At 63.2% G+C, this 24,030-nt stretch carries 24 protein-coding genes; 17 read left to right on the top strand and 7 right to left on the bottom strand.

The window, feature by feature from the left end; genetic code table 11:
- Positions 1 to 6 precede the first annotated feature (6 nt).
- Entirely contained in the window at positions 7 to 801 is a 795-nt protein-coding gene (nth, locus tag ARUE_RS17440) for an endonuclease III (protein WP_011775973.1), read from the top strand.
- Positions 798 to 1,475, top strand: a complete 678-nt coding sequence (locus tag ARUE_RS17435) for an NUDIX hydrolase (protein WP_014922685.1) — start codon at positions 798 to 800, stop codon at positions 1,473 to 1,475. The genes nth and ARUE_RS17435 overlap by 4 nt, the downstream gene beginning before the upstream one ends.
- 71 nt (positions 1,476 to 1,546) lie before the next feature.
- Here the strand turns inward: ARUE_RS17435 and ARUE_RS17430 are convergent, their stop codons facing one another.
- Positions 1,547 to 1,747 carry a YegP family protein gene (locus tag ARUE_RS17430; protein ID WP_187329898.1) on the bottom strand — a complete coding sequence of 67 codons (201 nt, stop codon included), beginning with the start codon at positions 1,745 to 1,747 and terminating at the stop codon, positions 1,547 to 1,549.
- Between the two features lie 187 nt (positions 1,748 to 1,934).
- Entirely contained in the window at positions 1,935 to 3,626 is a 1,692-nt protein-coding gene (locus tag ARUE_RS17425; protein WP_043470640.1) for a bifunctional 3'-5' exonuclease/DNA polymerase, read from the bottom strand.
- Positions 3,627 to 3,804: 178 nt separating this feature from the next.
- On the opposite strand from ARUE_RS17425, the gene ssd reads away from it, so the two are divergent.
- From ssd to ARUE_RS17390, 7 genes are all read left to right on the top strand, one after another.
- Complete coding sequence (gene ssd, locus ARUE_RS17420) at positions 3,805 to 4,944, top strand: septum site-determining protein Ssd (protein WP_286139796.1); 1,140 nt, start codon at positions 3,805 to 3,807, stop codon at positions 4,942 to 4,944.
- The gene (locus tag ARUE_RS17415) at positions 4,941 to 6,233 is read left to right on the top strand and encodes a TadA family conjugal transfer-associated ATPase (RefSeq protein WP_014922682.1); all 1,293 of its coding nucleotides are present in this window, start codon (positions 4,941 to 4,943) and stop codon (positions 6,231 to 6,233) included. Before ssd ends, ARUE_RS17415 begins: the two co-directional genes overlap by 4 nt.
- Positions 6,230 to 7,057, top strand: a complete 828-nt coding sequence (locus tag ARUE_RS17410) for a type II secretion system F family protein (RefSeq protein WP_043470638.1) — start codon at positions 6,230 to 6,232, stop codon at positions 7,055 to 7,057. The genes ARUE_RS17415 and ARUE_RS17410 overlap by 4 nt, the downstream gene beginning before the upstream one ends.
- Positions 7,057 to 7,659, top strand: a complete 603-nt coding sequence (locus ARUE_RS17405; protein WP_014922680.1) for a type II secretion system F family protein — start codon at positions 7,057 to 7,059, stop codon at positions 7,657 to 7,659. Before ARUE_RS17410 ends, ARUE_RS17405 begins: the two co-directional genes overlap by 1 nt.
- Positions 7,660 to 7,902: 243 nt before the next feature.
- A complete protein-coding gene (locus tag ARUE_RS17400; protein WP_014922679.1) occupies positions 7,903 to 8,322 on the top strand; it encodes a DUF4244 domain-containing protein in 420 nt (139 codons plus the stop codon).
- On the top strand, positions 8,319 to 8,705 hold the full coding sequence (locus tag ARUE_RS17395; RefSeq protein WP_014922678.1) for a TadE family type IV pilus minor pilin: 387 nt from the start codon (positions 8,319 to 8,321) through the stop codon (positions 8,703 to 8,705). The genes ARUE_RS17400 and ARUE_RS17395 overlap by 4 nt, the downstream gene beginning before the upstream one ends.
- On the top strand, positions 8,702 to 9,064 hold the full coding sequence (locus ARUE_RS17390; protein ID WP_014922677.1) for an Rv3654c family TadE-like protein: 363 nt from the start codon (positions 8,702 to 8,704) through the stop codon (positions 9,062 to 9,064). The genes ARUE_RS17395 and ARUE_RS17390 overlap by 4 nt, the downstream gene beginning before the upstream one ends.
- Before the next feature lie 49 nt (positions 9,065 to 9,113).
- On the opposite strand, the gene ARUE_RS17385 is transcribed toward ARUE_RS17390, so the two are convergent.
- Both ARUE_RS17385 and ARUE_RS17380 read right to left on the bottom strand, forming a co-directional pair.
- On the bottom strand, positions 9,114 to 11,456 hold the full coding sequence (locus ARUE_RS17385) for a DEAD/DEAH box helicase (protein ID WP_011775963.1): 2,343 nt from the start codon (positions 11,454 to 11,456) through the stop codon (positions 9,114 to 9,116).
- Positions 11,457 to 11,539: 83 nt separating this feature from the next.
- Positions 11,540 to 12,232: a GNAT family N-acetyltransferase gene (locus ARUE_RS17380; protein ID WP_043471474.1), complete on the bottom strand. Its 693-nt coding sequence runs from the start codon at positions 12,230 to 12,232 to the stop codon at positions 11,540 to 11,542.
- Between the two features lie 147 nt (positions 12,233 to 12,379).
- Here ARUE_RS17380 and trhO point away from each other — a divergent pair, with 147 nt between their 5' ends.
- Positions 12,380 to 13,276, top strand: a complete 897-nt coding sequence (trhO, locus tag ARUE_RS17375; RefSeq protein ID WP_014922676.1) for an oxygen-dependent tRNA uridine(34) hydroxylase TrhO — start codon at positions 12,380 to 12,382, stop codon at positions 13,274 to 13,276.
- Between the two features lie 8 nt (positions 13,277 to 13,284).
- Here the strand turns inward: trhO and ARUE_RS17370 are convergent, their stop codons facing one another.
- Both ARUE_RS17370 and ARUE_RS17365 read right to left on the bottom strand, forming a co-directional pair.
- Positions 13,285 to 13,815 (bottom strand): DUF6023 family protein, encoded by a 531-nt coding sequence (locus tag ARUE_RS17370; protein WP_014922675.1) that lies wholly within the window; start codon positions 13,813 to 13,815, stop codon positions 13,285 to 13,287.
- A 64-nt stretch (positions 13,816 to 13,879) separates the two neighbouring features.
- Entirely contained in the window at positions 13,880 to 14,323 is a 444-nt protein-coding gene (locus ARUE_RS17365) for a DUF6023 family protein (protein WP_167532111.1), read from the bottom strand.
- 128 nt (positions 14,324 to 14,451) lie between these two features.
- On the opposite strand from ARUE_RS17365, the gene ARUE_RS17360 reads away from it, so the two are divergent.
- The 7 genes from ARUE_RS17360 (at position 14,452) to proC (ending at position 23,357) form a co-directional block, all read left to right on the top strand.
- The gene (locus ARUE_RS17360; RefSeq protein ID WP_043471471.1) at positions 14,452 to 16,101 is read left to right on the top strand and encodes a DUF7059 domain-containing protein; all 1,650 of its coding nucleotides are present in this window, start codon (positions 14,452 to 14,454) and stop codon (positions 16,099 to 16,101) included.
- Positions 16,098 to 16,808 carry an ArsR/SmtB family transcription factor gene (locus tag ARUE_RS17355; RefSeq protein WP_014922672.1) on the top strand — a complete coding sequence of 237 codons (711 nt, stop codon included), beginning with the start codon at positions 16,098 to 16,100 and terminating at the stop codon, positions 16,806 to 16,808. The genes ARUE_RS17360 and ARUE_RS17355 overlap by 4 nt, the downstream gene beginning before the upstream one ends.
- A gap of 124 nt (positions 16,809 to 16,932) precedes the next feature.
- The gene (gene topA, locus ARUE_RS17350; protein WP_014922671.1) at positions 16,933 to 19,656 is read left to right on the top strand and encodes a type I DNA topoisomerase; all 2,724 of its coding nucleotides are present in this window, start codon (positions 16,933 to 16,935) and stop codon (positions 19,654 to 19,656) included.
- A gap of 66 nt (positions 19,657 to 19,722) precedes the next feature.
- Complete coding sequence (locus tag ARUE_RS17345) at positions 19,723 to 20,157, top strand: SseB family protein (RefSeq protein WP_011775955.1); 435 nt, start codon at positions 19,723 to 19,725, stop codon at positions 20,155 to 20,157.
- Positions 20,158 to 20,246: 89 nt separating this feature from the next.
- The gene (locus ARUE_RS17340; RefSeq protein ID WP_014922670.1) at positions 20,247 to 21,371 is read left to right on the top strand and encodes a Ppx/GppA phosphatase family protein; all 1,125 of its coding nucleotides are present in this window, start codon (positions 20,247 to 20,249) and stop codon (positions 21,369 to 21,371) included.
- A 1-nt stretch (position 21,372) separates the two neighbouring features.
- Positions 21,373 to 22,206, top strand: coding sequence for a sugar phosphate isomerase/epimerase family protein (locus ARUE_RS17335; RefSeq protein ID WP_014922669.1), 834 nt, complete (start codon positions 21,373 to 21,375; stop codon positions 22,204 to 22,206).
- Between the two features lie 320 nt (positions 22,207 to 22,526).
- Complete coding sequence (gene proC, locus ARUE_RS17325; RefSeq protein WP_011775952.1) at positions 22,527 to 23,357, top strand: pyrroline-5-carboxylate reductase; 831 nt, start codon at positions 22,527 to 22,529, stop codon at positions 23,355 to 23,357.
- Positions 23,358 to 23,368: 11 nt separating this feature from the next.
- On the opposite strand, the gene ARUE_RS17320 is transcribed toward proC, so the two are convergent.
- Positions 23,369 to 24,007, bottom strand: a complete 639-nt coding sequence (locus ARUE_RS17320; RefSeq protein WP_011775951.1) for a potassium channel family protein — start codon at positions 24,005 to 24,007, stop codon at positions 23,369 to 23,371.
- Between the last annotated feature and the right edge of the window lie 23 nt (positions 24,008 to 24,030).

Raw genomic sequence — 24,030 nt, 5'->3', positions numbered from 1 at the left:
GACGCCGTGGCCATCGCTGAAGCTGGTTCGCTGCTCGCGCTCAAACGCCGGGCGCGCAAAATCAACAGGGTTCTCGCTGAAAAGTATCCCTACGCTCATGCGGAGCTTGATTTCAGGAACCCTTTTGAGCTGGTGGTGGCCACGGTCCTGTCGGCCCAAACCACTGATGTGCTGGTCAACCAGGTCACCAAGATCCTGTTTGCCCGCTACCCGGATGCCCGCGCCATGGCTGAGGCGGATCCCCTCGAGTTGGAGACAATACTCCAGCCGACGGGCTTCTTCAGGGCTAAGGCGCGGAACGTCCTGGCACTCAGCACACGGCTTGTGGATGAGTTCGACGGCGTGGTCCCTGGACGTCTTGAAGACCTGGTGACGCTCCCGGGCGTCGGGCGCAAGACCGCAAACGTGGTTTTGGGCAATGCGTTCGGCGTTCCCGGGATCACAGTGGATACGCATTTCGGCCGGCTTGCCCGCCGTTTTGGGTGGACGGCTTCGGACGATCCGGTGAAGATCGAGTTCGACGTCGCCGACTTATTTGAACCCCGGGACTGGACCATGCTCTCCCACCGAGTGGTGTTCCATGGGCGGAGGGTCTGCCATTCCAGGAAGCCTGCCTGCGGTGCTTGTCCGGTGGCGAGCCTCTGCCCGAGCTACGGCGAGGGCGAGACGGACCCCGTCAAGGCGGCCAAGCTGCTGAAGTATGAGCTCGCGCCGGGAAACGAAGCTTTGCTGGAACAGCTCCTGGCCGAGACGCACAGGGCAGCGGAGATCCGCATGGAATCGCAAAGGAGGCCCGGGTGACCGCGCTGGAGGAACTGTCCGCACTGGTAACCCGCTTTGAAGACGGTCAGCAGCAGCACTCGGCCCTCTGGGAGAAGCTTCCCGTCACCCCCGAAACCAACCGGGCTGCGGCGGTCCTCATGCTTTTCGGCGTGCTGGACAACGTCCCTGCCGAATCCGGGCGTCCTATCGCGCCGGCGGACCTCGATGTCTTGTTGCTGGAACGGGCACACACCCTTGATGACCATCCGGGTCAGGTAGCGTTCCCGGGCGGCAGCGTGGACCCCGAAGACGAGTCTGTGGTGGCCGCGGCGCTTCGCGAAGCCGTGGAAGAAACCGGCCTGGATGCTGGTGGTGTCCGGGTTCTCGGAGTCATCCCGGAACTTGGCCTCATCCGGAGCAACTTCCGTGTGACGCCGGTGCTGGCATGGTGGGATGCCCCGTCACCGGTGCGCGTAGTGGACTACGCCGAATCTGCGCAGGTCTTCAGAGTGCCGGTTCGCGACCTTCTGGATCCCGTCAACCGTGTCACTGCCACCATTTCGCGGTTCGGCCGCACATACACAAGCCCGGGCTTCACCGTAAATGGAGTGCTGGTGTGGGGCTTCACGGGGATGGTCCTTAGCGGCCTCTTCGACGAATTGGGCTGGACCGTACCTTGGGACAAGGACAAGCTGCGCGACATCGACCTTTGAGACATCGACCTTTAGTCGGGTCCTTGCCTCACTGGTTCTTTGCCTCACTGGTACGCCGCGTTGGGGAGCGCCTATGCCGCCTTGCGCGCCGCCGTCGAACGGTCCACGATCAGTCCTGTTGCGGCGTTTTCCCGCACGGCGTTGATCCCGGCAATCACGCCCTCGAGGTGTGTAAATGTGGGTGATTCGGCCACGAGGGTTCCGTCGGCCGCCGTCAGGCGGAACCGGTATCCTTCGTCGTTGTCCTTGAGAATTTCAAACCTGCCAGCCATCGAAAATGCTTCCCCCTTAATGCGTCCTTGCACACTATGTGGACCGACAAAACTATCCACATAGCGAAAGTATCCAGAACCGGGGACCATTCAAAAGTTACTTGGCGGTACCGGTCATTGGCGGGTCATCCCGGCTCATATGGCGAGATGTGACTGGATAGTCCCGCCGCTTCCGGCTATGTTCCGGCTACTTCGCCTTGTCATAGGAATCGACGACGGCCACACTCACCGGAAACTCCACTGGTATCCGCCCGAACATGAGTTCCTTCGCCGCTGTCGCCGCTTCTTCGATGGCGCTGATGCAGGCGTCCACGGCGTCATCGGGAGCGTGAACCATCACTTCGTCGTGCAGGAAGAAGACGAGTTCCCCGGCAGCTGAGCCTTCGGCGCGCAAGGCACGGAGCCGACGTCGTAATTCCGCAAGCCAGCATGCCGCCCACTCAGCAGCCGAGCCTTGGACCACGAAGTTGCGCGTGAACCGGCCCCGCGACCGGGCCAGATTATCGGCGCGCCGTTGTTCTTCGGCGGTGGTGGATTGCTGGCTCCGCAGCCAGCCCGCCGACGGCGGCGGGCTGCTTCTGCCCAGCCGAGTGGTTACTGTGCGGCCCGCTTCGCCCTCACGAGCTGCCTGTTCCACGAATCCGACGGCGCGTGGGTAAGTGCGCGTCAGCTGCGGCATGAGCCGGCCCGACTCGCCCGTCGTAGCGCCGTAGATAGCGCCCAGCAACGCGATCTTTGCCTTGGCGCGGTCACCGCCAAAACCTTGGGCTGCGATACCGGCGTACAGGTCCTTGTCGCGTGCTGCCTCTGCCATTTTCGTGTCCTGGGCCAGTGCCACGAGGACCCTCGGCTCCAGCTGCGAGGCATCGGCGACAATGAGCTTGTGACCCGGATCCGAGTGGACCGCTGCCCGGATGTTGCGCGGGATCTGCAGTGCCCCGCCGCCCCGCGAAGCCCAACGGCCGGACACCACCCCACCCACCACATACTCGGGATGGAACCGGCCATCACGGACCCATGCGTCCAACCAGGACCAACCGTTGGCGGTGTGCAGGCGGGAGAGCTTCTTGTAGGCGAGCAGCGGCTGGATTGCCGGGTGCTTCGACTCCTGAAGCTCCCATTGCCGGGTGCTTTTCACCTCGATCCCGTTGCGGTGCAAAGCACGCATGAGGTCCTGCGGGGAGTCCGGATTCAGGCTGGGGGAGTTGAGGATGTTCCTGAGCTCGGCGCAGAGAGCCTCCAACGCCGGTGGCCGATGCCCGAGCGGCGGCCTGGGACCCAGGACATCGGCAAGGATCTGTTGATGCAGCTCTTCGCGCCAAGGGACGCCCGCGTGTTGCATCTCGACGGCGATGATGGCGCAGGCCGATTCGGCAGCGAGGAGCAGCTGAAGGCGTTGCCTTTGCTGATGTTCTGTTGTGACTTGTGAAACCGCGTGCTGCTGGGCCGCGAATTCCTCCCTGAGTTCAGCCAGCCCCGCTTTGGGATTCGACGGTGCAAGGTCCTCGAAGAGCGCGCCTTGATCCGCGGGCGGTGGCGGTGGCTGGAGGACACGGGGCGGTGTTGAGTCGTCGTCCTGCGTGAGCTTGACGGCATGCTTGGCATAGTCCGTGTGGGCCGTGAATTCCGAGTGGGCCAGAATAGCCCCGCATAGCGCCAGGTCGTGGCAACGCTCCAGCTCTATGCCATGGGTCAGCAGTTCGGAACACCAGTCTTGGGCGCGGTGCCACACCCAGCGGGGCCGCTGGACTTCGAGGTCGCGCACGACGCCGGGCAACTCACCGCGCGTAACGACGCGGGCGTCAGCGGTAGCTTTTCCGGCGGGGGAGATCCTTTGTATGGCTGCGCCGTCCTGGTGGGCGGCGAGCAGCAAATACATGGTGTCCATTCTGCCCTGTGCGGAGGCATGGTGTGATGCGCCGGCGTTGTTGTGGCCTCTGCGGCGTGGCTTTGGCGTGGAGCGACTGTTCCTCCACAGCTACGCCGGCACCGCGTGTTGTGCACATAGGGGAATCCGTGCCTTATCTTGCCCGGCCGACTCGAACAGTGTGGATGCCATGAGCAAGCGAGATCGTCGGCATAGGCAAGGCAGCAAGCAACACAGGCAGAGCACCAAGGGAGCAGTTCAAGGGGACGCGGACGGATCCTGGGTGCCACGTGATGCCGTTGGGATCTTGCTCGTTTCCGGCGACCCCTACCTTCAGGAGGAGGCCAAGCGGATAGTCGCCGCTGCAGGCGGAAGCCTGAGAACGGCTCTGGAGGTGGCGGACGCCGTCCATGGGTGGGATACCGCCGATGTCGTTTTGGTGGGCAGCGATATTCGTGAGCTGCCGCCGAGGCGGAGGGCTCCCACAGTGTTGCTGGGCAAAGCCTCTGAAAGTGATGGGTTATGGCGTTTAGCCGCGGCGCTGGGGGCTGAGCGGGTGGCTGTCCTGCCCGAGGCCGCCGCCTGGCTGGCCGAACACCTCAGCATGTCCGGTTCCCCTGACCCCGGAGGCGCGGTCATGGGGATCATCGGAGGCAGCGGCGGGGCAGGAGCTACCACCACGGCAATCTGGCTTGCCCAAGCTGCGGCCGGGCATGGCGTCAGCACCGTCCTCATCGACGGTGACCGCTGGGGTGGAGGTCTTGAACTCGCAGTTACGGCTGACGAGATTCCTGGACTCCGGTGGCCGGACTTCGCCGAAACCCGCGGCAGCATTGATCCGTCCCAGTTCCGGGATTCGCTGCCCATGGCTGGCGGCTTCGCCTACCTGTCGTGGCCCGGAACCCGCGAATCGGTCCAGATTCCAGCGGCTGACGCCGTAGCTGCCGTGGTTGACGCCGCACGCCGGAGCTTCGAACTCATCCTGGTGGACATCGGACGCAGTGGGGAGGGACTCGGGACGCTCGCATGGGACTGCGACAGGATTCTGCTGCTGACCATGGCCCACCTCAAATCCGCGGTAGCAGCAGCGCGCGTCCTCAACGAACTCCCGCCCGTTGATGCCGGACTCCTGGTCCGCGGAACCGGCACCACGTCCGTGGATGCGCCTCTGATCGCCGAGACACTGGGATTGCCGCTGCTGGGCGTTCTCCCTGAGATGCGCGGCGTGGCGGCCGGGACCGAACTTGGACGACTGCTGGAACTGGGACGCCGGAAACCAGTCCGCCGTTTCGCAAGTTCTGTGCTTGAGCTGAACGGCGCCACCCAATGAGCCGCTTCGCCGAGGTAACCCGCCGCAGTCAGGGCCGCAAGCTGGACTCTCTCCTTCTTGAGACGGTGCGGGAATCAGTGCTCGCAGGGAGCGGACCCGTAACACCGTCTACCGTCGCAGCGGCAGTGCAGGCCAGCGGCAGATTATTGGGTACCGCCGGAGCGTTGGAGGCTGCGGAAACCATCAACGCGGAACTGAATGGACTGGGACCCCTCCAGCAGCTCGCCCAGGATCCTGCCGTCACTGACATCTTTGTCAACGGCCCCGACTCGGTCTGGTTGGACCGCGGGAATGGCTTGGAACGTGCATCTGTTCACTTCGAATCTGAGCAGCAGATCAGGTCGCTGGCCACCCGCTTGGTTTCGGCCGGAGGCAGGCGATTGGACGACGGTTCCCCCTGCGTGGATGTCCGACTCAACGGCGGCTATCGGGTGCACGCAGTCCTCGCGCCCATATCGACAGCAGGGACCCTGCTGTCCATCCGTATCCGCCGGGAAGAGGTATTCACTCTCACCGAGTTGAGGAAAAGTGGCATGTTCCCGGAGCATGTCGAGTCGATTCTCCGGGCCATCATGGCGTGCAAACTGAGCTTCCTCATCAGCGGTGCTACGGGCTCAGGGAAGACCACCCTGCTCTCCACCATGCTCGGGTTGAGCCATCCGGCGGAGCGCTTAGTGCTCATAGAGGACGCCGCCGAACTCAACCCCGTCCATCCGCATGTAGTGACGCTGGAGTCGCGACACGGAAACCTAGAGGGTGGAGGGGCACTGGACCTGGGAGAGCTGGTTCGGCAAGCCCTGCGGATGCGGCCCGACAGACTGATCGTAGGAGAATGCCGTGGCGCTGAAGTCCGCGAATTGCTGACCGCACTCAACACTGGCCACACGGGCGGCGGTGGCACGATCCACGCCAACACTGCCGCGGCTGTGCCGGCGCGATTGGTGGCTCTCGGCGCCTTGGCAGGCCTCAGCGCCGAAGCCGTGCGGTTGCAGGTCTCCAGTGCGCTGGACGTCGTGATTCACGTGGACAGAACCTCGGCGGGACGGAAAGTGGCATCCATCGGTGTAGTGACCGATATTCGGGAGGGCCAGAAAGTGGTTCCTGCCCTTAGCTCGAGCGTGTCAGGAATGACATATGGACCAGCATGGCCCGAACTCGCCTCCCGGCTTGCTCTGGAACCGTTTGAGGTGGACGAGGCGCCCCAGGAAAGGGAAGCGCCGGCAGGTGAGCCGACAGTTGGCCCCGGGTCACTTCCAATGGGAAGGCACAGCAACGGGGTCGCCCCGTGACAGGTGTCTTTGTCCTTCTTGTGGCGCTCGCAGCCTGGCTGCAATTAAGCGGCCATCGGGACAGCAGCCGACGTCTTCGGACGAATCTAGGGGAGCCGACGGGCCGGATGAGAGGCACCCAAGCTCTTGTGGGAGTGTGGCCTGGACGTTCACATCGGCGACACCGGATTGAGCCGTTGTCGCTTGTGGTGCTGGTGCAACAGCTCGCGGCACTCCTGCGCGGAGGACGGGGAACTTCCCGGTTGTGGGAAGAGCTGTGGCTTGTCCATGGTTCACCGCACATCACGGCCAGTGGTGCGGGTGCGGCAGCGGGCGCGGGCACGGGGGCGGGTGCGGCACCGGAGAAAGGGAACGCCGGGTTGTCCCGTGGGTCGCTGGAAGTACTTGCGGCAGCGCGGGCAGCGTCCACCGTGGGAAACTCTCCTGCAGAAGCCATCCGTGGCGCGGCCGCAAAGGTCTATTCGCCACGCCAAAGTTCTGAGCGTCGCGTCTGGATGGAATTGGCCGCGTGCTTGGACATCGCCGAGACCAGCGGTTGTCCGTTGGCCGATGTCCTCACCCGATTCGCAGCCCAACTGGAAGCCGAAGAAGACTCCGAGGCTGCTCGTCAGACGGCGCTCGCAGGTCCCAAGGCTACTGTTCGGCTGTTGTCGTGGCTCCCGGTATTCGGGCTCGGACTGGGGATGGCCCTGGGCGTGGATCCTTTGGGGATCTTGCTGAACAACTTCCTGGGTGTCGCCACGTTCGCGGCCGGACTCCTCCTGACAGTGGCGGGCCGGATTTGGTCCTCGCGGCTGGTTGCTTCTGCTGCTGGAGGCCACTGATGTCCGGAGCCCCGGTGCTGTTGATGATCGCGGTCATGGCGCTGGCCGCCATCCTCACCTTCGCGCCACCCTCGCGGATGAGAGCGCGTTTGCAGCCGTTGCATCCTCGGACCATGGACGCTGAACCGCTTCACGAGCCATCCGGATCAACCCCTGACGTAGTGACTGACGGACTTCGCGATACGGCAATGATGCTGGAGTTGGTGGCCTCGATGCTCGACGCCGGAGCTGGAATCGGGCGGGCCCTGGAACTTATCGCAAAGTGTGCCTCACCCCCCATCAGGCAATCGCTCCGACCCGTTGTTGCCGCACTGGCCATTGGTGCCGACTGGGAGACTGCCTGGCGGACGCCCACCAGGCAACCGCCCGAAGTGGTCCGCCTCAAGGATGCTTTGGCCTTCGCAGCCCTGACGGGTGCGCCGTCGGCTTCCATCCTCTATGCACAGGCTGCGAGGGAACGGCGAGAGCAGTTCCGGGCCGCGGAGAAGCGGGCGGCTGCCTTGGGCGTGAAGCTTGTGGTTCCTTTGGGTCTCTGCTCCCTTCCGGCGTTCATCTGCCTCGGCATCGTCCCCGTCCTGATCGCCATGCTCCCCTCAGGCTGAAATGCGCAGAGATAAGAGATACCTGAAGGGCGGAGAGGAACGTTTCAGAAACGCCCGGTACATCCAGTGCCGGGCGTTTCGTGCTGAAGACTCGGTGCTTCCATAGCCACATCTTTCCCTCCACATCGGGCCGGAAAGGCGGGGTTATCCACTTGCTGGAATCGCCATATTCCGGGCCACTCCAAGTCACGGAAGAGTCGAGTCTGTCGGCAGACCCGCCGCCACTCTTGAAAGGAACCCACCATGAAAACATTGTCCACTGCGCTTCCTGACGTTCTCGGTGATATGCCCCGGGATCGACCGGCTCCCGTTGTAGTCCCGAAGGCTCCCTCCGCTGAACCGGTGACAACCCGGCAGTATGAGCTCTCCGAGTACGAGCTTGAACATGACGACCTCGAGCGATTCGATCTCGAGGACGAAATCGGGCAGTTCCAACTGGGATTTGACGATCTTGAGGAGTCCGAGGACGGGCCACTTACGGACGATGGCTTCTGGGCAAGGACAAGGCTCATCGGCTCTGAAGCGGGCATGGCCACCGCCGAGTACGCAATCGCCACCCTTGCCGCTGTTGGGCTCGCGGGCCTGCTTGTGGTCATCCTTCGGAGTGAGGAGGTCCGCGGCTTCCTGCTCAACCTGATCCGTACGGCCTTGTCCTTGCCATGACGGAAGCGCTGCCTGCCCGCGGGAGAACGTCCCGGAATGAAACGGAACGGGGCGCTGTCACTGCGGAGTTCACCGTCGCCTTGCCGGCCGTTGTGTTGCTCCTGGCATTCCTGCTGGCAGGCGGCGCCGCGGGTATTACCCAACTGCGGTTGGAGGAAGCGGCGAGGGCGGGGGCGCGCGCATCGGCCAGGGGTGAGACTTCCAGCTCTGTGGAAGGCATCGTCAAGCGACTTGCCGGGGAGGGCGTCAGCTCGTCGCTGACGAACGACGGCGAGTGGCTGACAGTAACTGCTTCGGCACCAGTAGGCGGAGCCTTAGGCCCGTTGGTCCCATGGACTCTGAGCGCCTCGGCGTCAGCGCCGGTAGAATCGGGTACCCCGTGAGAAAGTTCCGGAAAAACACCCAGCGTGAGCGAGGATCCGGAACCGTGCTCGCCCTGGCATTGGGGGCGGTGGTGATGGTGCTGCTCCTTGGACTGCTTCTCCTGGCACAGGCTGGCGTGATGGCATCCCGGGCCGCGTCGGCGGCTGACCTTGCAGCTCTTGCCGGAGCAGATGCTGCCCGCGGCCTGACCTCCGGTGACCCATGTGCCGTGGCAGCAGGCGTGGCCGGGAAGCACGATGCGAAGCTCACGTCCTGCGCGGTAGCAGGCGGGGACGTGGTGGAGGTCGGCACTGAGCTGGCACATCCCTTCCAGTGGGGCGTCGCCACCGGACACTCCCGGGCGGGACCTCCTCCGTAGCAAGGCCAGGCACACCGGCTTCGTGCAGGACGGGTTGGTGCCAGGGAATCTAGCTGGCGTCCTTCAACAAGACGTCCAGGAGCGTGATGGCGGCTGCCTTGTCCAAGGGGTTGTTCTTGTTGCCGCATTTAGGGGACTGAACACAGGACGGACAGCCGGCATCACACTCGCAGGCCTTGATGGCTTCGCGGGTGGCAGTCAGCCATATCTTGGCTTTCTCAAAGCCCCGCTCAGCGAAACCGGCACCACCGGGATGGCCGTCGTAAACAAAGATGGTTGGCACGCCGGTGTCGGCATGCAGTGCTGTTGAGACGCCACCGATGTCCCAGCGGTCACTGGATGCCACCAGGGGGAGGAGCCCTATGGCAGCATGTTCGGCCGCATGCAGCGCACCGGGGAACTCCGCTTCCACCAATCCGGCTCCGTGCAGCGACCGGTTGTCCACCACGAACCAGACGGCTTTGGTAAACAGGTCCCGGGCTCCCAAATCGAGAGGTTCCTCCCCGAGGATCTCGTTCGAAATCAAGGCCTTGCGCTGAAAGGAGACCACCTGGGTAGTTACTTTGACGTCGCCGAAATGCACGGTGATGTCACCCCACTGGACCGAGCGGGACGTTTCAAGGACTTCGATCTGGGTCACATCCCGTGCCGTGGTGTAGAAGTCCGGATTTACCCGGCGCACCATGACGCAGTGATCGGCTTCGTTGAGGTCTTCCACCAGGTAGCTGTCGCCTTGGTGGACATAGATGGCACCCGTGTGGGCCTGATAGTGGGTTTGTGGCGAGTCCATGGTTCCCAGAAGGGAGCCGGTCTCGGCGTCGACGATGCTCACCGGTCCACCTCCGTCCGCCCGGAGGTTCACCATCCCGGCAGCACTCTCCGGGTGGGTCCAGAACCACCCAGCCGGCCGCTTTCGGAGGTATCCCTGGACCACCAAGCGGTCCAGAAGGCCCTCAGCTGTAGGCCCGAAGAGATCGAGTTCCGCAGGTCCGATCGGCAACTCGGCGGCCGCCGCGCATAAGTGCGGGCCAAGGACGTAGGGGTTGCCCGGATCAAAGACGGTTGCTTCCACGGAAACGTCAAAGATGGCTTCCGGGTGGTTCACCAGGTAGGTATCCAGAGGATCGTCGCTGGCCACGAAGGCGGCAATGGCGTCCTGCCCCGCCCGCCCTGCGCGGCCAATCTGCTGAAAGAGCGAGGCCCGTGTGCCGGGCCAGCCTGCCACCAGTACGGCATCCAGGCCCGAAATGTCGATGCCGAGTTCCAATGCGGATGTGCTGGAGACTCCCAGCAGCTGGCCGGACCTCAAGGCCTGCTCCAAAGCCCGACGTTCCTCAGGCAAATATCCGGAACGGTATGCGGCCACCCGTCCGGGAAGGCTGGGATCCACTTCGTCCAGCAGTCTCTTGGTGATGGATGCAATGGACTCGGCGCCGCGACGCGACTTGATGAATGCGATGGTCCTTACTCGCGAGGAAACGAGGTTGGCCAGGATGTCCGCGGTCTCAGCTACGGCCGTCCTCCGCTGCTTGGCGCCGTTCTCACCTTTGACGTCCGTCAAGGCGGGCTCCCAGAACGCCACTGTGGTTGAGCCGTGAGGAGAGCAGTCTTCGGAAACTTCACGCACGGGAGCGCCGATGAGCCGCCCAAAGGAGACCCCGGGATCGGAAGCTGTGGCGGACGCTGCAATGAATACCGGCTCGGGGAAGGACGTCCCCGCCCCGTAATAAGCGCAGATCCGGCGGAGGCGCCGCATCAAGTTGGCCACATGCGAGCCGAAGACACCGCGGTAACTGTGTGCTTCGTCAACGATCACATAGCGCAGCCGTCGGAAGAACCGGGCCCACCACGTGTGGTTGGGGAGGATGCCGAAGTGCAGCATGTCCGGGTTGGCCAGGATGAAATTGGCGTGGTCACGGATCCAGCGCCGGGACGAGACGTCGGTATCGCCGTCGTATGTTTCTGCCCGGACAGTAGGCAACTTCAGCGAGCGGATCGCTGCGAGCTGGTCTGCTGCCAAGGCCTTGGTGGGGGACAGGTAGAGGGTGACTGCGCCGTCGTCGTGGATCTTTCCGGGATCGGACAGGACCCGCAGCTCGGAACGGTGTATCGCATCCAACGCGGGCAGTTGATAGGCGAGTGACTTTCCGGAGGCAGTTCCGGTGGCGATGACTACGTGCTGTCCGGAATGGGCCAGATCTGCCGCCTGGATCTGGTGCCGGTACGGCTGGTGGATGCCGAGGGTACCGTAGGCTGCCACAACGTCCGGGTGGACCCAGTCGGGCCAGGGCTCGTTGACCGCCTTCCGGGCCGGGATGGTGTGGACATGGCGCAACTGCTCAGGGTCCGGTGTCCGGCCCAGCAAGGAGATCAAGGAATTCGGTGCAGCCACCGAATCATTCTGTCACTGTGCTGGCACGCCAGCGGCGGCGCCCTGGAGCGCCGCCGTCGGGCTTGGCTGTTAAACGGAAGTTTCTACGCTCCTGACAGATCCGATCCTTCGGTGCCGCTGGACATCATGAGGACGTGGCACACCACGTCCCATCCCAAGTGGGAGTAGAGCTTTTGGCCGTCCAGCGATGCCAGGAGCAGTCCGTTTTCAACATCGTGCGCAAAGGCTTGGGCCGCGAGGGCCTTCATGATGAAGCTTCCCAGGCCACGGCGCTGGAAATCGGGTTCAGTGACGATCTTGTCAAAAACAGCGGTGCCGTCGACGACGTAGACCCGGCCGCTGGCAGCAACCCGTTCACCGGAGTGAACCACCGCATGATGGACGCCGTTGGATTCCGAGGTTGCAAGTTCAAGGTCATCGTCAGGAAGCCAAGGGTCCTCGGAATCCTGGGTTTCCATGTCCACGATCATCATGGTCTGTGAGGCTGACGTCACCGTGAGTCCGCGCTGTTCAGCAAGGTACTTGTACCGTTGGACATCGTTGGTGAGGACCGTCAGGATCCGGGTTGGGGCTTCTGCGGTCTTCTCCGCCAGGGCGGCGAACTCTTCATCCGAAGGGTCATGGGCGAAATACTCCCAATCACCGGTTTTGTCGGCGCGAAGCGCGGCAGGGAAACGTCCCTCTTGGCGGGATTCATAGCCGCGGCAGCCGGACCAACCGGCTACCCAGACTTCCAAGAGGTGCGCAATGTCTTCAACCAAGGCGTCTGGACTCATGTAGAGAGAGTATGCCAGCGCACCATGAAGCAACAGAGCCATGTCAGCCCCGGGATGGTTGCTTATGGAATTGTGACTTACCGCTGGCTGCCCTGCCCCGAGCGACCCCGAGCGACCGGATTCTACTGCACCAAGTACCCTTTAATAGTGGCTCTGAACCGAATTGTCCTCTTCTATGGCTTTACCCCGATCGCCGACCCCGACGCCGTGCGTCTATGGCAGCGTGCCCTGTGCGAAAAACTGGGCCTCACAGGCCGGATCCTCATCTCGAAGGACGGCATCAACGCCACGGTGGGCGGCGAGCTCAACAATATGAAGCAGTACGTGAAGACCACACGTGAATACAAGGGTTTTCACGACATCGACTTCAAGTGGTCCGAGGGAGGCGCCGCAGATTTTCCGCGCCTCAGCGTCAAAGTGCGCGATGAGATTGTGTCGTTCGGTGCGCCCGGTGAGCTGAAGGTGGACGCCAACGGCGTGGTGGGCGGCGGAAAGCACCTCCAACCCGAGGAACTGCACGCACTGGTGGATGCCAAAAAGTCCAGTGGCGAAGACGTAGTGTTCTTCGACGGGCGCAACGCGTTCGAAGCCCAAATCGGCAAGTTCAAGGACGCAATCGTCCCGGACGTGGACACCACCCACGATTTCATTAAGGAACTCGATTCGGGCAAGTACGACTCCCTCAAGGACAAGCCCGTTGTCACCTACTGCACGGGCGGTATTCGCTGCGAAGTGCTGTCCAGCCTGATGGTCAACAGGGGCTTTAAAGAGGTGTACCAGTTGGATGGCGGGATCGTCCGCTACGGCGAGACGTTCAAGGACAAAGGTCTCTGGGAAGGCTCACTGTACGTTTTCGATAAGCGCATGCACGTCGAGTTCAGTGAGGAAGCAAAAACCATCGGTGAGTGCGTCCGCTGTTCCGCGCCCACCAACAAATTCGAGAACTGCTCAAACCTCAGCTGCCGTACGTTGACCCTGTACTGCGGGGAATGTGCCTCCAGCCCGGAAACGCTCCGCTGCCCGGGAGGCTGCGAAGCCGCCTGACATCCGAGTCAGAGCCGGCTCACCCGATAGGCGAAGTTGGCGTCCGACCTGGAACCCACCGTGATGGACAGTATGGCGTCCTTCTCCAGCTGGACCACACTCACGCGGGCATTGGCGCACCCAAGGGTCAGGTCAACCAGCTCGGCCTCGCCCAAGGCCACCTTGAATGTCACCCGTCGGGTGCCCCGGCAGGCCAGTGTCACCGCGTACGTCCCACCCGGCAACTGCACCGTTTGCTCGGACTTGGACTCGCCGGGGTTGAGGTAGCCGTTGCTTGAGTAAAACGACTGCCCCTGGGACTCGGGCAAGGCCATCTTCGCCCACTCTTCCAGCGCCTCGCCAGTGACGGTCTCCTCCAGTGCCGGATCCGGGGGGAGAACCACATCGCCGGCTGTGGAAGTAGGGCTGGCGTCCGGCCTTCCGCCGTCGTCATAGGTATATTCGCAGGCCGACAGGCTGCCGCTCAGCACAACAAGGATGACGACGGCGGCCCTCGCCGGCCGCTGTGGCATCACCGAGCGAGCTGCCTTGCTGCCCATGCACTGACTTTACGCCCGTGCTGCCACCGGCTGAAGGCCTATCCGGGCAGGTGCCGGAGCAATCCTAGGCGGCCGCGGAAACCACGTGGTAGGCGAAAATCAGCGGAGCGTCGACGCTGCTCGTCGAGATGCTGAGGGGACCGGCTCCGGGAACCTTGATCTTCACCACATCAAGGCTTCCATTGCATGCTGCGGCGGCGTCCGTGATCTTGTTGCCGCCCGAAGAAACTGCAAAGTACGCTTTGCCGCCCCCATCGCACGCCATGGTGAGTGTGTAGCTTCCTGCCGGAACATTCGCGGATTCCTTGACCAACGGGTCCCGGTTGAGGATCTTGCCGGAGTCCTCCAACACCACGCCACTCGCCGCGGGGAGGACCTTTTCCTTCCAGGCAGGAACGTCGGCATCTTCGATATTGACCGGTGCCTGGCAGCCGCAGACTCCCAGCAGCGCCGCAGTGGTGATGGCAACAAGGCCCGCGCGGCGCCTTGTGGAGGAGAAGTTGAGCATGAATCCAACGCTACCGGGTTCCCGCGGGGAGCTTTGTCCACCCATCGCGATTGCCCGCCCGCCGCCAGTATCCACATAGCGCGATTCCAGGATCCAAAAGCGCAGTGCGCCGCCCCTACACTTGCAAGGTGACTGACACAGCTTCCTCCTTTACCTCCGGCAACACTGACGATGCTCCCCGCAGCGACCGACCCGAACTGCTTTCGGCGCTCGCCGCGGACCTTCGTGCGCTCTCCTACACGGTGGATGGTGTGGCTGAACTCCTGGGGACCTCCGCCTCTGAAGCGCTGGGAAGGGACCAGCTCATCCCTGCTCTGCTGGCCAGCGAGCGGCTCATGGACTCCCAGGACCCCGCCCTCCGATCGCCGGCAGTTGTCGTTCGCCTCTGGTTGTTGGCTGTTCCGCAGTCCGTGGCAGACATCGATTCCGCGCTCCCCGGCATTCGTTCGCAAGGACTTGCGGAGCTGGGGCTGGTCACAGTGGATTCAGGGGTGGTCAAGGCCAAGGTGGACCTGCGCCCTTACGGCTGGGACGCCAACACCGATGGCAGCGGCGGCGCGGAACTCTGGGTCGCCAGCGACCTCGCAGCCCACCAGCAGCCGGGGGTGCTGAGGCATGACCATGTCCTGGGGATTGGACGTGCCTCTACAACGCTGGTCCAATCCACGTTCGGGAAGCACACCAAACGTGCGTTGGATGTGGGGACCGGATGCGGAATCCAAACGTTCCACCTGCTGCACCACTGCGAGCACGTCACCGCCACGGATATCTCCGAGAGGGCACTCGCGTTCACCCGCTTCAACCTCCTGCTGAACGCCGCTGAACTGGAGCTGGACCCCAACCACCTGGAGGGCCGGGTGAGCCTGCGGCTGGGATCGCTCCTTGAGCCGGTGGCAGGGGAACAGTTCGGTCTGGTGGTATCAAACCCTCCGTTCGTGATCACTCCGCGAACGGGTGGCGAATCGTCGTCGGAGCAGTTCACATATCGCGACGGAGGGCTCCCCGGCGACGACATCGTCGCCTCCCTCGTGCAGTCGCTCGCTGAGGTCCTCGAGGCCGGCGGTACGGCTCAAATGCTGGGTAACTGGGAGGTTACCTCTGGTACCGATTGGAAGGACCGGCCCCAGGCATGGCTCCGCGACTCAGGTTTGGACGTCTGGTTCATCCAGCGGGAGCAGGTGGGTCCTGAGCAGTACGCGGAGACATGGCTTCAGGACGCCTCGCAGAATCGCGAAGGCCAGCAATACAAGGAGGCTTACGCCGCCTATCTGGATGACTTTGCTTCGAGGAATGTCCAAGGCATTGGCTTCGGCATGATCTGGCTGCGCCGTCCGGAGTCACCGTTCGGGGCCATCGTCAGCCGCTTCGAGGAAATCACCTATCCGATCGAGCAGCCAATCGGGCCGCATGTGGGTGCAGCCGTGGAACGGGCCGACTGGGTGGCGGCACATTCGGTCCCGGAGGCACACTTGGTGGTAGCCGAGGACGTTACAGAAGAACGGCATCAACGTCCCGGGGCTGTTCATCCCGGCGTCATCCTCCTGCGGCAGGGCGCCGGCCTTCGCCGGACCAATCTGCTGAGCACTGAACTCGCCGGGTTCGTCTCCGCCTGCGACGGCCAACTGTCGGTCCGGCAAATCGTCTCGGCCTTGGTATCGCTCCTTGGTGGGGGAGATGACTTCGATGAACAAGCTTTCCGCGAAGGGCTTGTCCGCGACGTTACCAACCTGGTCCTGGAGGGGTTCCTCCTTCCGGACCCGGCGCAGGTCAGCGCATGATCCGGGGTGCCGCACCACACTCATCAACTACCGGACCTCCGGGAAGTGACCCTGACTACACTGATGAAGTGACTGCGAACAACGAAGCATCCCAAGCGTCAGGCGACGTTCCTCGGCGGAAGCGTGCCGAGAAGACGATTGAGATCACGGATCCCAAGGCTATCCGTGCCTTGGCGCACGCCGCCCGGATTGAGGTGATCTCTGAGCTCTACGCCACACAGGTCAGCCACACAGCCACCGAACTCGCTGCCAGAACGGGTCTGACGCCCAGCGCAATGAGCTACCACCTCCGGGCCCTGCAGAAGTGGGGGATCGTGGCGCCTGCGGAAAACGCCGGCGATGCCCGGGAGCGCCGCTGGAAGGCGGCTGGAACGGACTTCACTATCTCGGGAGGCAGCGTCGCCAGCCCCGAGATCGCCGTGGTGGACCTTGAACTCGATGCCTTCCGGCGCCGGGCCTCGGCCTTCGCCAAAGCCCGCGGTGAGCGCCGGCAACGGGGAGAGACGGGAGAAGAGCCGGCAGCGGTGGTCCTCTCCAGCAACCTGCTGTATCTGACCAACCCCCAGCGCAGGGAACTCTTGGACAGAATCCGCGCAGTTCTGCGGGAGTACGAACTCGAGGATCCCACCCGGATACCGGAAGGTGCTGAACGTGTGGCAACCTTGTGGTCAATGATCCCGGACGACCGCGTAGCGCTCGGTCAGTAACAGCCCGCCCGGGTCTTCGATTGTCCGTCCTGGTTCCGCGCCAAAACGCAGGATTCTGCAAACTATGGTGAACTAGGCCAATATGGGCACCAGCCCAATTACACATTTTTTCTGTAGGAGCACCGTGCCCAGCAAGGCAAAAACCGGCAAGAAACTCGTGATCGTGGAGTCTCCCGCCAAGAGCAAGACCATCGCCAAGTATCTTGGCGAGGGCTTCATCGTCGAGGCTTCGATCGGCCACATCCGGGACCTCCCGCAGCCATCGGACCTCCCTGCCGAACTGAAGAAGACCTCGCTGGGCAAGTTCGCCGTCGACATCGAAAACGACTTCAAGCCGTACTACGTTGTCTCCCCGGACAAAAAGAAAAAAGTCGCCGAGCTCAAGGCCCAGCTGAAAGACGCTGACGCACTTTATCTCGCAACTGATGGGGACCGCGAAGGTGAAGCCATCGCGTGGCACCTCTTGGAGGTCCTGAAGCCCAAGGTTCCCGTTTACCGCATGACCTTCGGTGAAATCACCAAGGAAGCCATCCACAGGGCCATGGATAACCTGCGCGATGTTGACACCGCTTTGGTGGACGCCCAGGAGACGCGTCGTATTCTTGACCGCCTTTATGGCTACGAGATTTCCCCTGTCCTGTGGCGCAAGGTGGCCCGCGGACTGTCGGCCGGCCGTGTCCAGTCTGTGGTGACCCGCATGGTGGTTGACCGCGAACGTGAACGCATGGCTTTCCGGGCAGCGTCCTACTGGGACCTCACGGGCCAGTTCGGTTCAGACTCGGGTTCTTTCAAGGCCAAGCTTGCGGCCGTGGACGGTTCCAAGGTTGCCAGCGGCCGGGACTTCAACGACAACGGGCAGCTGACGTCCTCCGCCGTGGTGCACCTCAACGAGGAACTGGCCACATCCTTGGCTGCAGGCTTGGAAAACGCCGAATTCCGCGTCCGCTCCGTAGATACCAAGCCGTACACCCGCCGCCCTGCCGCGCCGTTCACCACGTCCACGCTGCAGCAGGAAGCCGGCCGTAAGCTCCGCTTCTCGTCAAAGAGCACCATGCAGGTTGCCCAGCGCCTGTATGAAAACGGCTACATCACCTATATGCGTACAGACTCGTCTGCCTTGAGCGATGAAGCACTCACGGCAGCCCGCCGCCAGGCTTCGGAGCTTTACGGTCCCGAGTACGTGCCCCAGAGCCCCCGCGTTTACGCCAACAAGGCTGCCAACGCCCAGGAAGCGCACGAGGCCATCCGTCCCGCGGGAGACTCCTTCCGCACTCCCGCGCAGGTTGCCAAGCAGCTGAGCGGCGACGAGTTCCGCCTGTACGAGCTCATCTGGAAGCGCACAGTGGCCTCCCAGATGGCTGACGCCAAGGGTTCTACTGCCACCATCCGCCTCGGCGCGGTAGCCGCCGACGGCCGCGACGCCGAATTCTCCGCCTCCGGTACGGTCATCACTTTCCCCGGCTTCCTAGCAGCCTATGAAGAGGGCAAGGATGAGAGCCGCGGCGACGAGGAATCCGATGAAGCGCGTCGCCTCCCGAACGTTGCCAAGGGCGATTCCCTGACGGCTTCGGACATCCTGGCTGTCGGCCACGAAACATCGCCGCCGCCGCGTTACACGGAAGCATCGCTGACCGCTGAGTTGGAAAAGCGGGGCATCGGCCGCCCGTCCACCTACGCCTCCACCATCTCCACCATCCAGGACCGGGGCTACGTCCGCAAGCAGGGCTCCGCCTTGGTTCCCAGCTGGATCGCGTTCTCCGTTATCCGCCTGCTGGAGCAGCACTTTACGGACTACGTGGACTACGAGTTCACGGCTGACATGGAAGGCGACCTGGACAAGATCGCCAACGGCCAGGCCGTGGGCGCCGCCTGGCTCAAGCACTTCTACTACGGTGAGGACGCAGACCCCGGACTGCTGAGCATCGTCAACAACCTCGGCGAAATCGATGCCCGCGAGATTAACTCCGTGCCCATCGCCGAGGGCATCACGTTGCGCGTGGGCAAGTTCGGCCCGTACTTGGAAAGCTCCATCCCCACCTTGGATGCGAAGACCGGTGAAGTGGTTGAGTCCGCACGGGCCAACGTCCCCGAGGAACTCGCCCCGGACGAACTCACGGCGGACAAAGCCAAAGAGCTCATGGAGACCGCGGCCCCCGAGGAACGGGTCCTGGGAACCGATCCCCACACCGGCCACACCATCGTTGCCAAGAACGGCCGCTACGGGGCTTACGTCACCGAGATCATCCCTGAGATGACCGAGGAACAACTGGCCAACCAGCCGGTGGAATATTACAAGAACGGCAAGCCCAAACCTCCCAAAAAGCCCGTGAAGGCAAAGCCGCGCACCGGTTCGCTGTTCAAGTCCATGACCGTGGATACGGTCACCCTGGATGAAGCCCTCGCGCTCATGAGCTTGCCCCGGGTCCTCGGCGAGGACGCGGACGGCAACCCCATCACAGTGCAGAACGGCCGCTTCGGCCCGTACCTGAAGAAGGGCACGGACTCCCGCTCCATCGGTTCGGAAGAGGAAATCTTCACGATTACCTTGGAACAGGCGTTGGAGATCTACTCGCAGCCCAAGCAGCGCGGCGCCCGTGCCTCCGTGCCGCCGCTGGCCGAGTTCGGACCGGACCCCGTTTCCGAGAAGAACATTGTGGTGAAGGAAGGCCGCTTCGGCCCATACATCACTGACGGCGTCACCAACATCACCGTCCCGCGCTCAACGTCACTCGAAGAGCTGACCCGGGAACGCGCCGTCGAACTTTTGGCAGAAAAGCGTGCCAAGGGACCGGTCAAGCGGACCACCACCCGCAAGGCGCCGGCCAAGAAGGCAACAGCCAAAAAGTAGTCACCATGACGGCCGGGACAGCACTCGCGAATTGCGTCCCGGCCGGCATCGTGGTCGAGTAGAACCATGACTGAACAGACGGTTTCACCGGACAACGAACCCTTGAACGACCTCGAGGCGAAGCTCGCCTCGGCCGAACAGCCGGACGCGAACCCGGTGGACGTCATCCTCGCTTTCCTGAACAACGAGGTCTACCTCGTCAGCTCGGAAGCTGTGGATGGCCCGGACTCCTCAGTGGAGCCCCTGGTGCTCTCCAACGCCGACGGCCAGCCCGTTCTGGCCGTATTCAGCCACCCGAGCCGCGTCGATGAGCGTTTCCTCGACGCAGCCCCGCACGTCCTTGGCACCATGGGGTCAGCGATCCTCGGCAACATCGGCGATGAACTGGGCATGGTCATCAACCCCGGAAGCGAATTCGGCTTCGAAATCGACCCCGAGGGCATCGCGAATATTCGCCGCGACTTCAAGCGCGCCGACGAAGCCGGGGAGTCCGCCGAATAGGGCCCGCCCAAGCTGTCGGTAACCATTCCGTCAGCGAAACGTCGTCGCCAAGTTGCTTCACGGGCTTCGAATCGGTGAATAATGGCAGAATGCGTCTTGGCGTTCTCGACATCGGGTCCAACACCGTCCACCTCTTACTGGTGGACGCTCATCCCGGCGCGCGTCCGGTAGCTTTCGCTTCCCACAAGCGCCCGCTTTCGCTGGTGCAGTACCTCGACGGCGATGGCAACATCAACGACGCCGGGCAGCACGAGCTCATCGAGTTCGTCCTGGAGGCCTGGGAGTTCGCGGCCAGCCACAAGGCGGAAGACCTCCTGGCTTTCTGTACCTCGGCCATTCGCGAAGCAACCAACGGCCCCGAGGTTCTGGCCCGCGTCAAGCACGAAACCACGGTGACCCTCCAGGAACTCACCGGCAGCGAAGAAGCCTCCATGACGTTCTTCGCCGTACGCCGCTGGTACGGATGGGGCGCAGGTCCCATCCTTGACCTGGACATCGGGGGCGGCTCCTTTGAAATGGCATACGGAACCGATGAACTCCCTGAGTACGCCACATCCGTTCCCCTGGGCGCCAGCCGTTTGACGCGGGACTGGCTGCACGACGATCCGCCTACCGCGAAGAGCGTGAAGGAACTGCGGCGCTACATCCGGTCAACGCTGAAACCGGTGGTCCGCGACTTCCACCAGTTGGGCCGGGCCAATCTGGTGGCCGGCACGTCCAAAACGTTCCGCTCCTTGGCACGGATCGCCGGCGCAGCGCCCAGCGCTGCAGGACCTTACGTGAAACGCGAGCTCCACGCAGCAGACCTGGGGCTGTGGGCACAACGGATTTCCGCCATGACGGTGGAAGACAGGTTGTACCTTCCCGGCGTCTCCGATGCCCGCGCCCGCCAGTTGTTGGCAGGCGCCCTGGTTGCCGAAGCGGCCCTTGAGCTCTTCGAGTTCCCCAAGATGGAGATTTGTCCCTGGGCCCTTCGCGAAGGACTGATCCTGCGCCGCCTGGACCAGTTGGTCTTTGAGGAAGCCCTGGATCCGGCGCCCCATGTGGGGAAGCGCAAGAAGGACAAGTCCAAGAAAAAGGCAGCCAAGGAAGCCGGCAAGGTTTCCGAGCAAGAAGAAGAGCCCCACCCGGGCTTCAAAGAATTCCCGGTCCCTGTCAACACACCGTCCCCAACACCCATCCCAGCCCCCGTGGCAGGCGGGCTGGCCTCCTGAGATGAGCAACGACGTCGAACCTGAAGTGAATGACCGCCAAATTCCCGTGGCGCTGTCCAGCGCATCCGTGTACCCCCTGAGCGTCCACGACGCCTTCGCAGTGGCGCAGGACCTGGGCTATGAGGGTGTTGAGGTGATGGTCACCAACAATGCGGTGAGCCAGAACCCCGACGCCCTGGTCCAGCTCAGCCACCGGTATCACCAGGAGATCGTCTCCATCCACGCACCTACGCTGTTGTTGACCCAACAGGTGTGGGGTACGGCGTGGAACAAGATCGAGAAATCCTGCCAAATGGCCGCGGACGTCGGATGCGACACCGTGGTGGTCCACCCGCCGTTCCGCTGGCAGTCCAACTACGCGGAGAACTTCGTGGAGGGCGTCCGTGAAATCGCCGCGCGGTACCGGGTGCGCATCGCCGTGGAGAACATGTACCCGTGGCGGGTCCGTGGCCGGGAGGCCGTGGCGTACCTGCCGCACTGGGACCCTTTGGGCCAGGATTACGACGACGTCACGTGGGACTTCTCGCACGCCGCCACTGCCGGGGCCAACAGCCTGGAAGCCATCAAAGCACTCGGGAACAAGCTCCGGCACGTCCATCTCACCGACGGCTCAGGATCCGGCAAGGACGAACACTTGGTGCCCGGCACCGGAACGCAACAGTGCGCTGATGCCCTGCAGCACTTGGCAGTAACGGGGTTTGACGGCGTAGTCGTGGCCGAGATTTCAACCCGCAAGGCAAAGGTAGCGGGGGAGCGCGAGGAAATGCTCGCCGAAACCCTGCGTTTTGCCCGTCAGCACCTCAGCGTCCCGATGCTGCGAAGCGTAGACAACTAACCGCCGTCGAGCACCGCACGCGCTTGTTCGCCCGTCCCGCCGTTGAACGGTGTGTCAGGCGAACAAGCGCGGGTTTCGTGCGGTCCGCGCTCGTTAAATGCGAAAGCACCGGCGGCCGAATCGGGAAATGGGGGAAAACCCGCCCGGCCACCGGTGCTGCTGGCGGACATCCCCATGCCCGCCTTCATCACTCGCACCCTCAATGAGGTAACTACTAAGTTACGGACCAAGAATGAGTGCTGCCTGCAATAACCTTGGGAGCAAGCTGGGAATCTGGAATTCGTTAGACCCCGTCCAAGGCCAACTGCAATGATGGACCAATGAGCAACCGAATCGCATTCCTTGGCTGTGGATCCATGAACGAGGCAATCCTGGGGGGCCTGCTTGCCGCAGGGACGGACCCGTCAGACATCGTCGCCACTGTCCGCCGTGCAGAACGCGCCGATGAACTCGCGCAGCGCCACGGGGTTATGGCCATCGCAGGCGAGGAGGAGCCGGACAACAACAAGCTTGCCAGCAAGGGCTCCAGCATGGTCATCCTGGGCGTCAAGCCGGTGGGCATCCTGGACCTGGCGCGGGAGATCAGCCCCGCGCTGGGGAAAGACACAATTGTTGTCAGCGTCGCAGCGGCAGTGTCCATCGCCCAACTCGAAGCTGCGCTGCCCGACGGACAGCCGGTGATCCGCACCATGCCCAACACGCCTGCAAGGCTGGGCCGCGGCGTCATATCTGTCTCCCCGGGTACTCATTGCACGCCCGAGCAGCTCGAAAAGGCGAAGAAGGCGTTGGCTGGCGCCGGCACCGTGGTCCAGATTCCTGAAGAGCAGGTGGACGCGTTGTCTGCGATCAGCGGTTCCGGCCCGGCCTACGCGTTCTATCTGGCCGAGGCCATGGCTGCGGCCGGAGTGGAGCTGGGCTTGGACGAAGAGCTGTCCGTGATGCTTGCCCGTGAAACCGTTGCCGGCGCGGGCTTCATGCTGGCGGAACCGGGGGCCAACCCTTCTGCCCTCCGCATCGCCGTCACCAGCCCGAACGGCACCACCGAGCGGGCCATCGCGGCCTTCGACGACGGCGGCATCCCCAAGATCATTGCTGACGGCGCCCGCGCGGCAGCAGCCCGGGCAGCAGAGATCACCAAGCAGCTCGGCTGAGCTCCAAGAGACTACGGCCGCGCTGCGAAGCGCTCCAGCAGGTCCACGTGTCCGGACACGATCAACATGTCGTGGCCGGACACTTTGGTTTCCGGCCGGGCGTACGTGAAGTCCTCGCCCGGGGTTTTTACGCCGACGATCGTCACGCCATATTTTGAGCGCACCTTGGATTCCTCCAGGGTGAAGCCCACCGTTTCCTTGGGCGGGTACATCTTAACGATCGCGTAGTCGTCGTCGAACTCGATAAAGTCCAGCATTCGCCCGGACACCAAGTGGGCTGCGCGGACACCGGCGTCGGCCTCCGGGTAGATCACATGGTTGGCGCCGATCCTTGTGAGGATTTTGCCGTGCGAGGGCGTGATGGCTTTGACCCAGAGGTGCTGGATGCCCAGGTCCACCAGGTTCACAGTGATGAGCACGGAGGACTCGATGGACGTACCAACACCCACCACCGCGGAGCTGAATTCCTGGGCGCCGAGCTGGCGGAGGGCATCGATGTTGGTGGCATCGGCTTCCACGACGTGGGTGAGCACGGGCGCCCACTTTTGGACCAAGGTGCGGTCACGTTCGATAGCCAGGACTTCACGGCCCTGCTTGACCAGCTGCTCAGCGGTGGCGGATCCGAACCGGCCGAGGCCAATGACCAGCACTGGTGAGTTGTGGGCGGGGCGGT

Source organism: Arthrobacter sp. Rue61a (assembly GCF_000294695.2).
Classification (GTDB): Bacteria; Actinomycetota; Actinomycetes; order Actinomycetales; family Micrococcaceae; genus Arthrobacter; species Arthrobacter aurescens_A.
The sequence above is the reverse complement of the archived record's forward strand: the minus strand, read 5'-3'. Positions and strand labels throughout refer to the sequence as shown.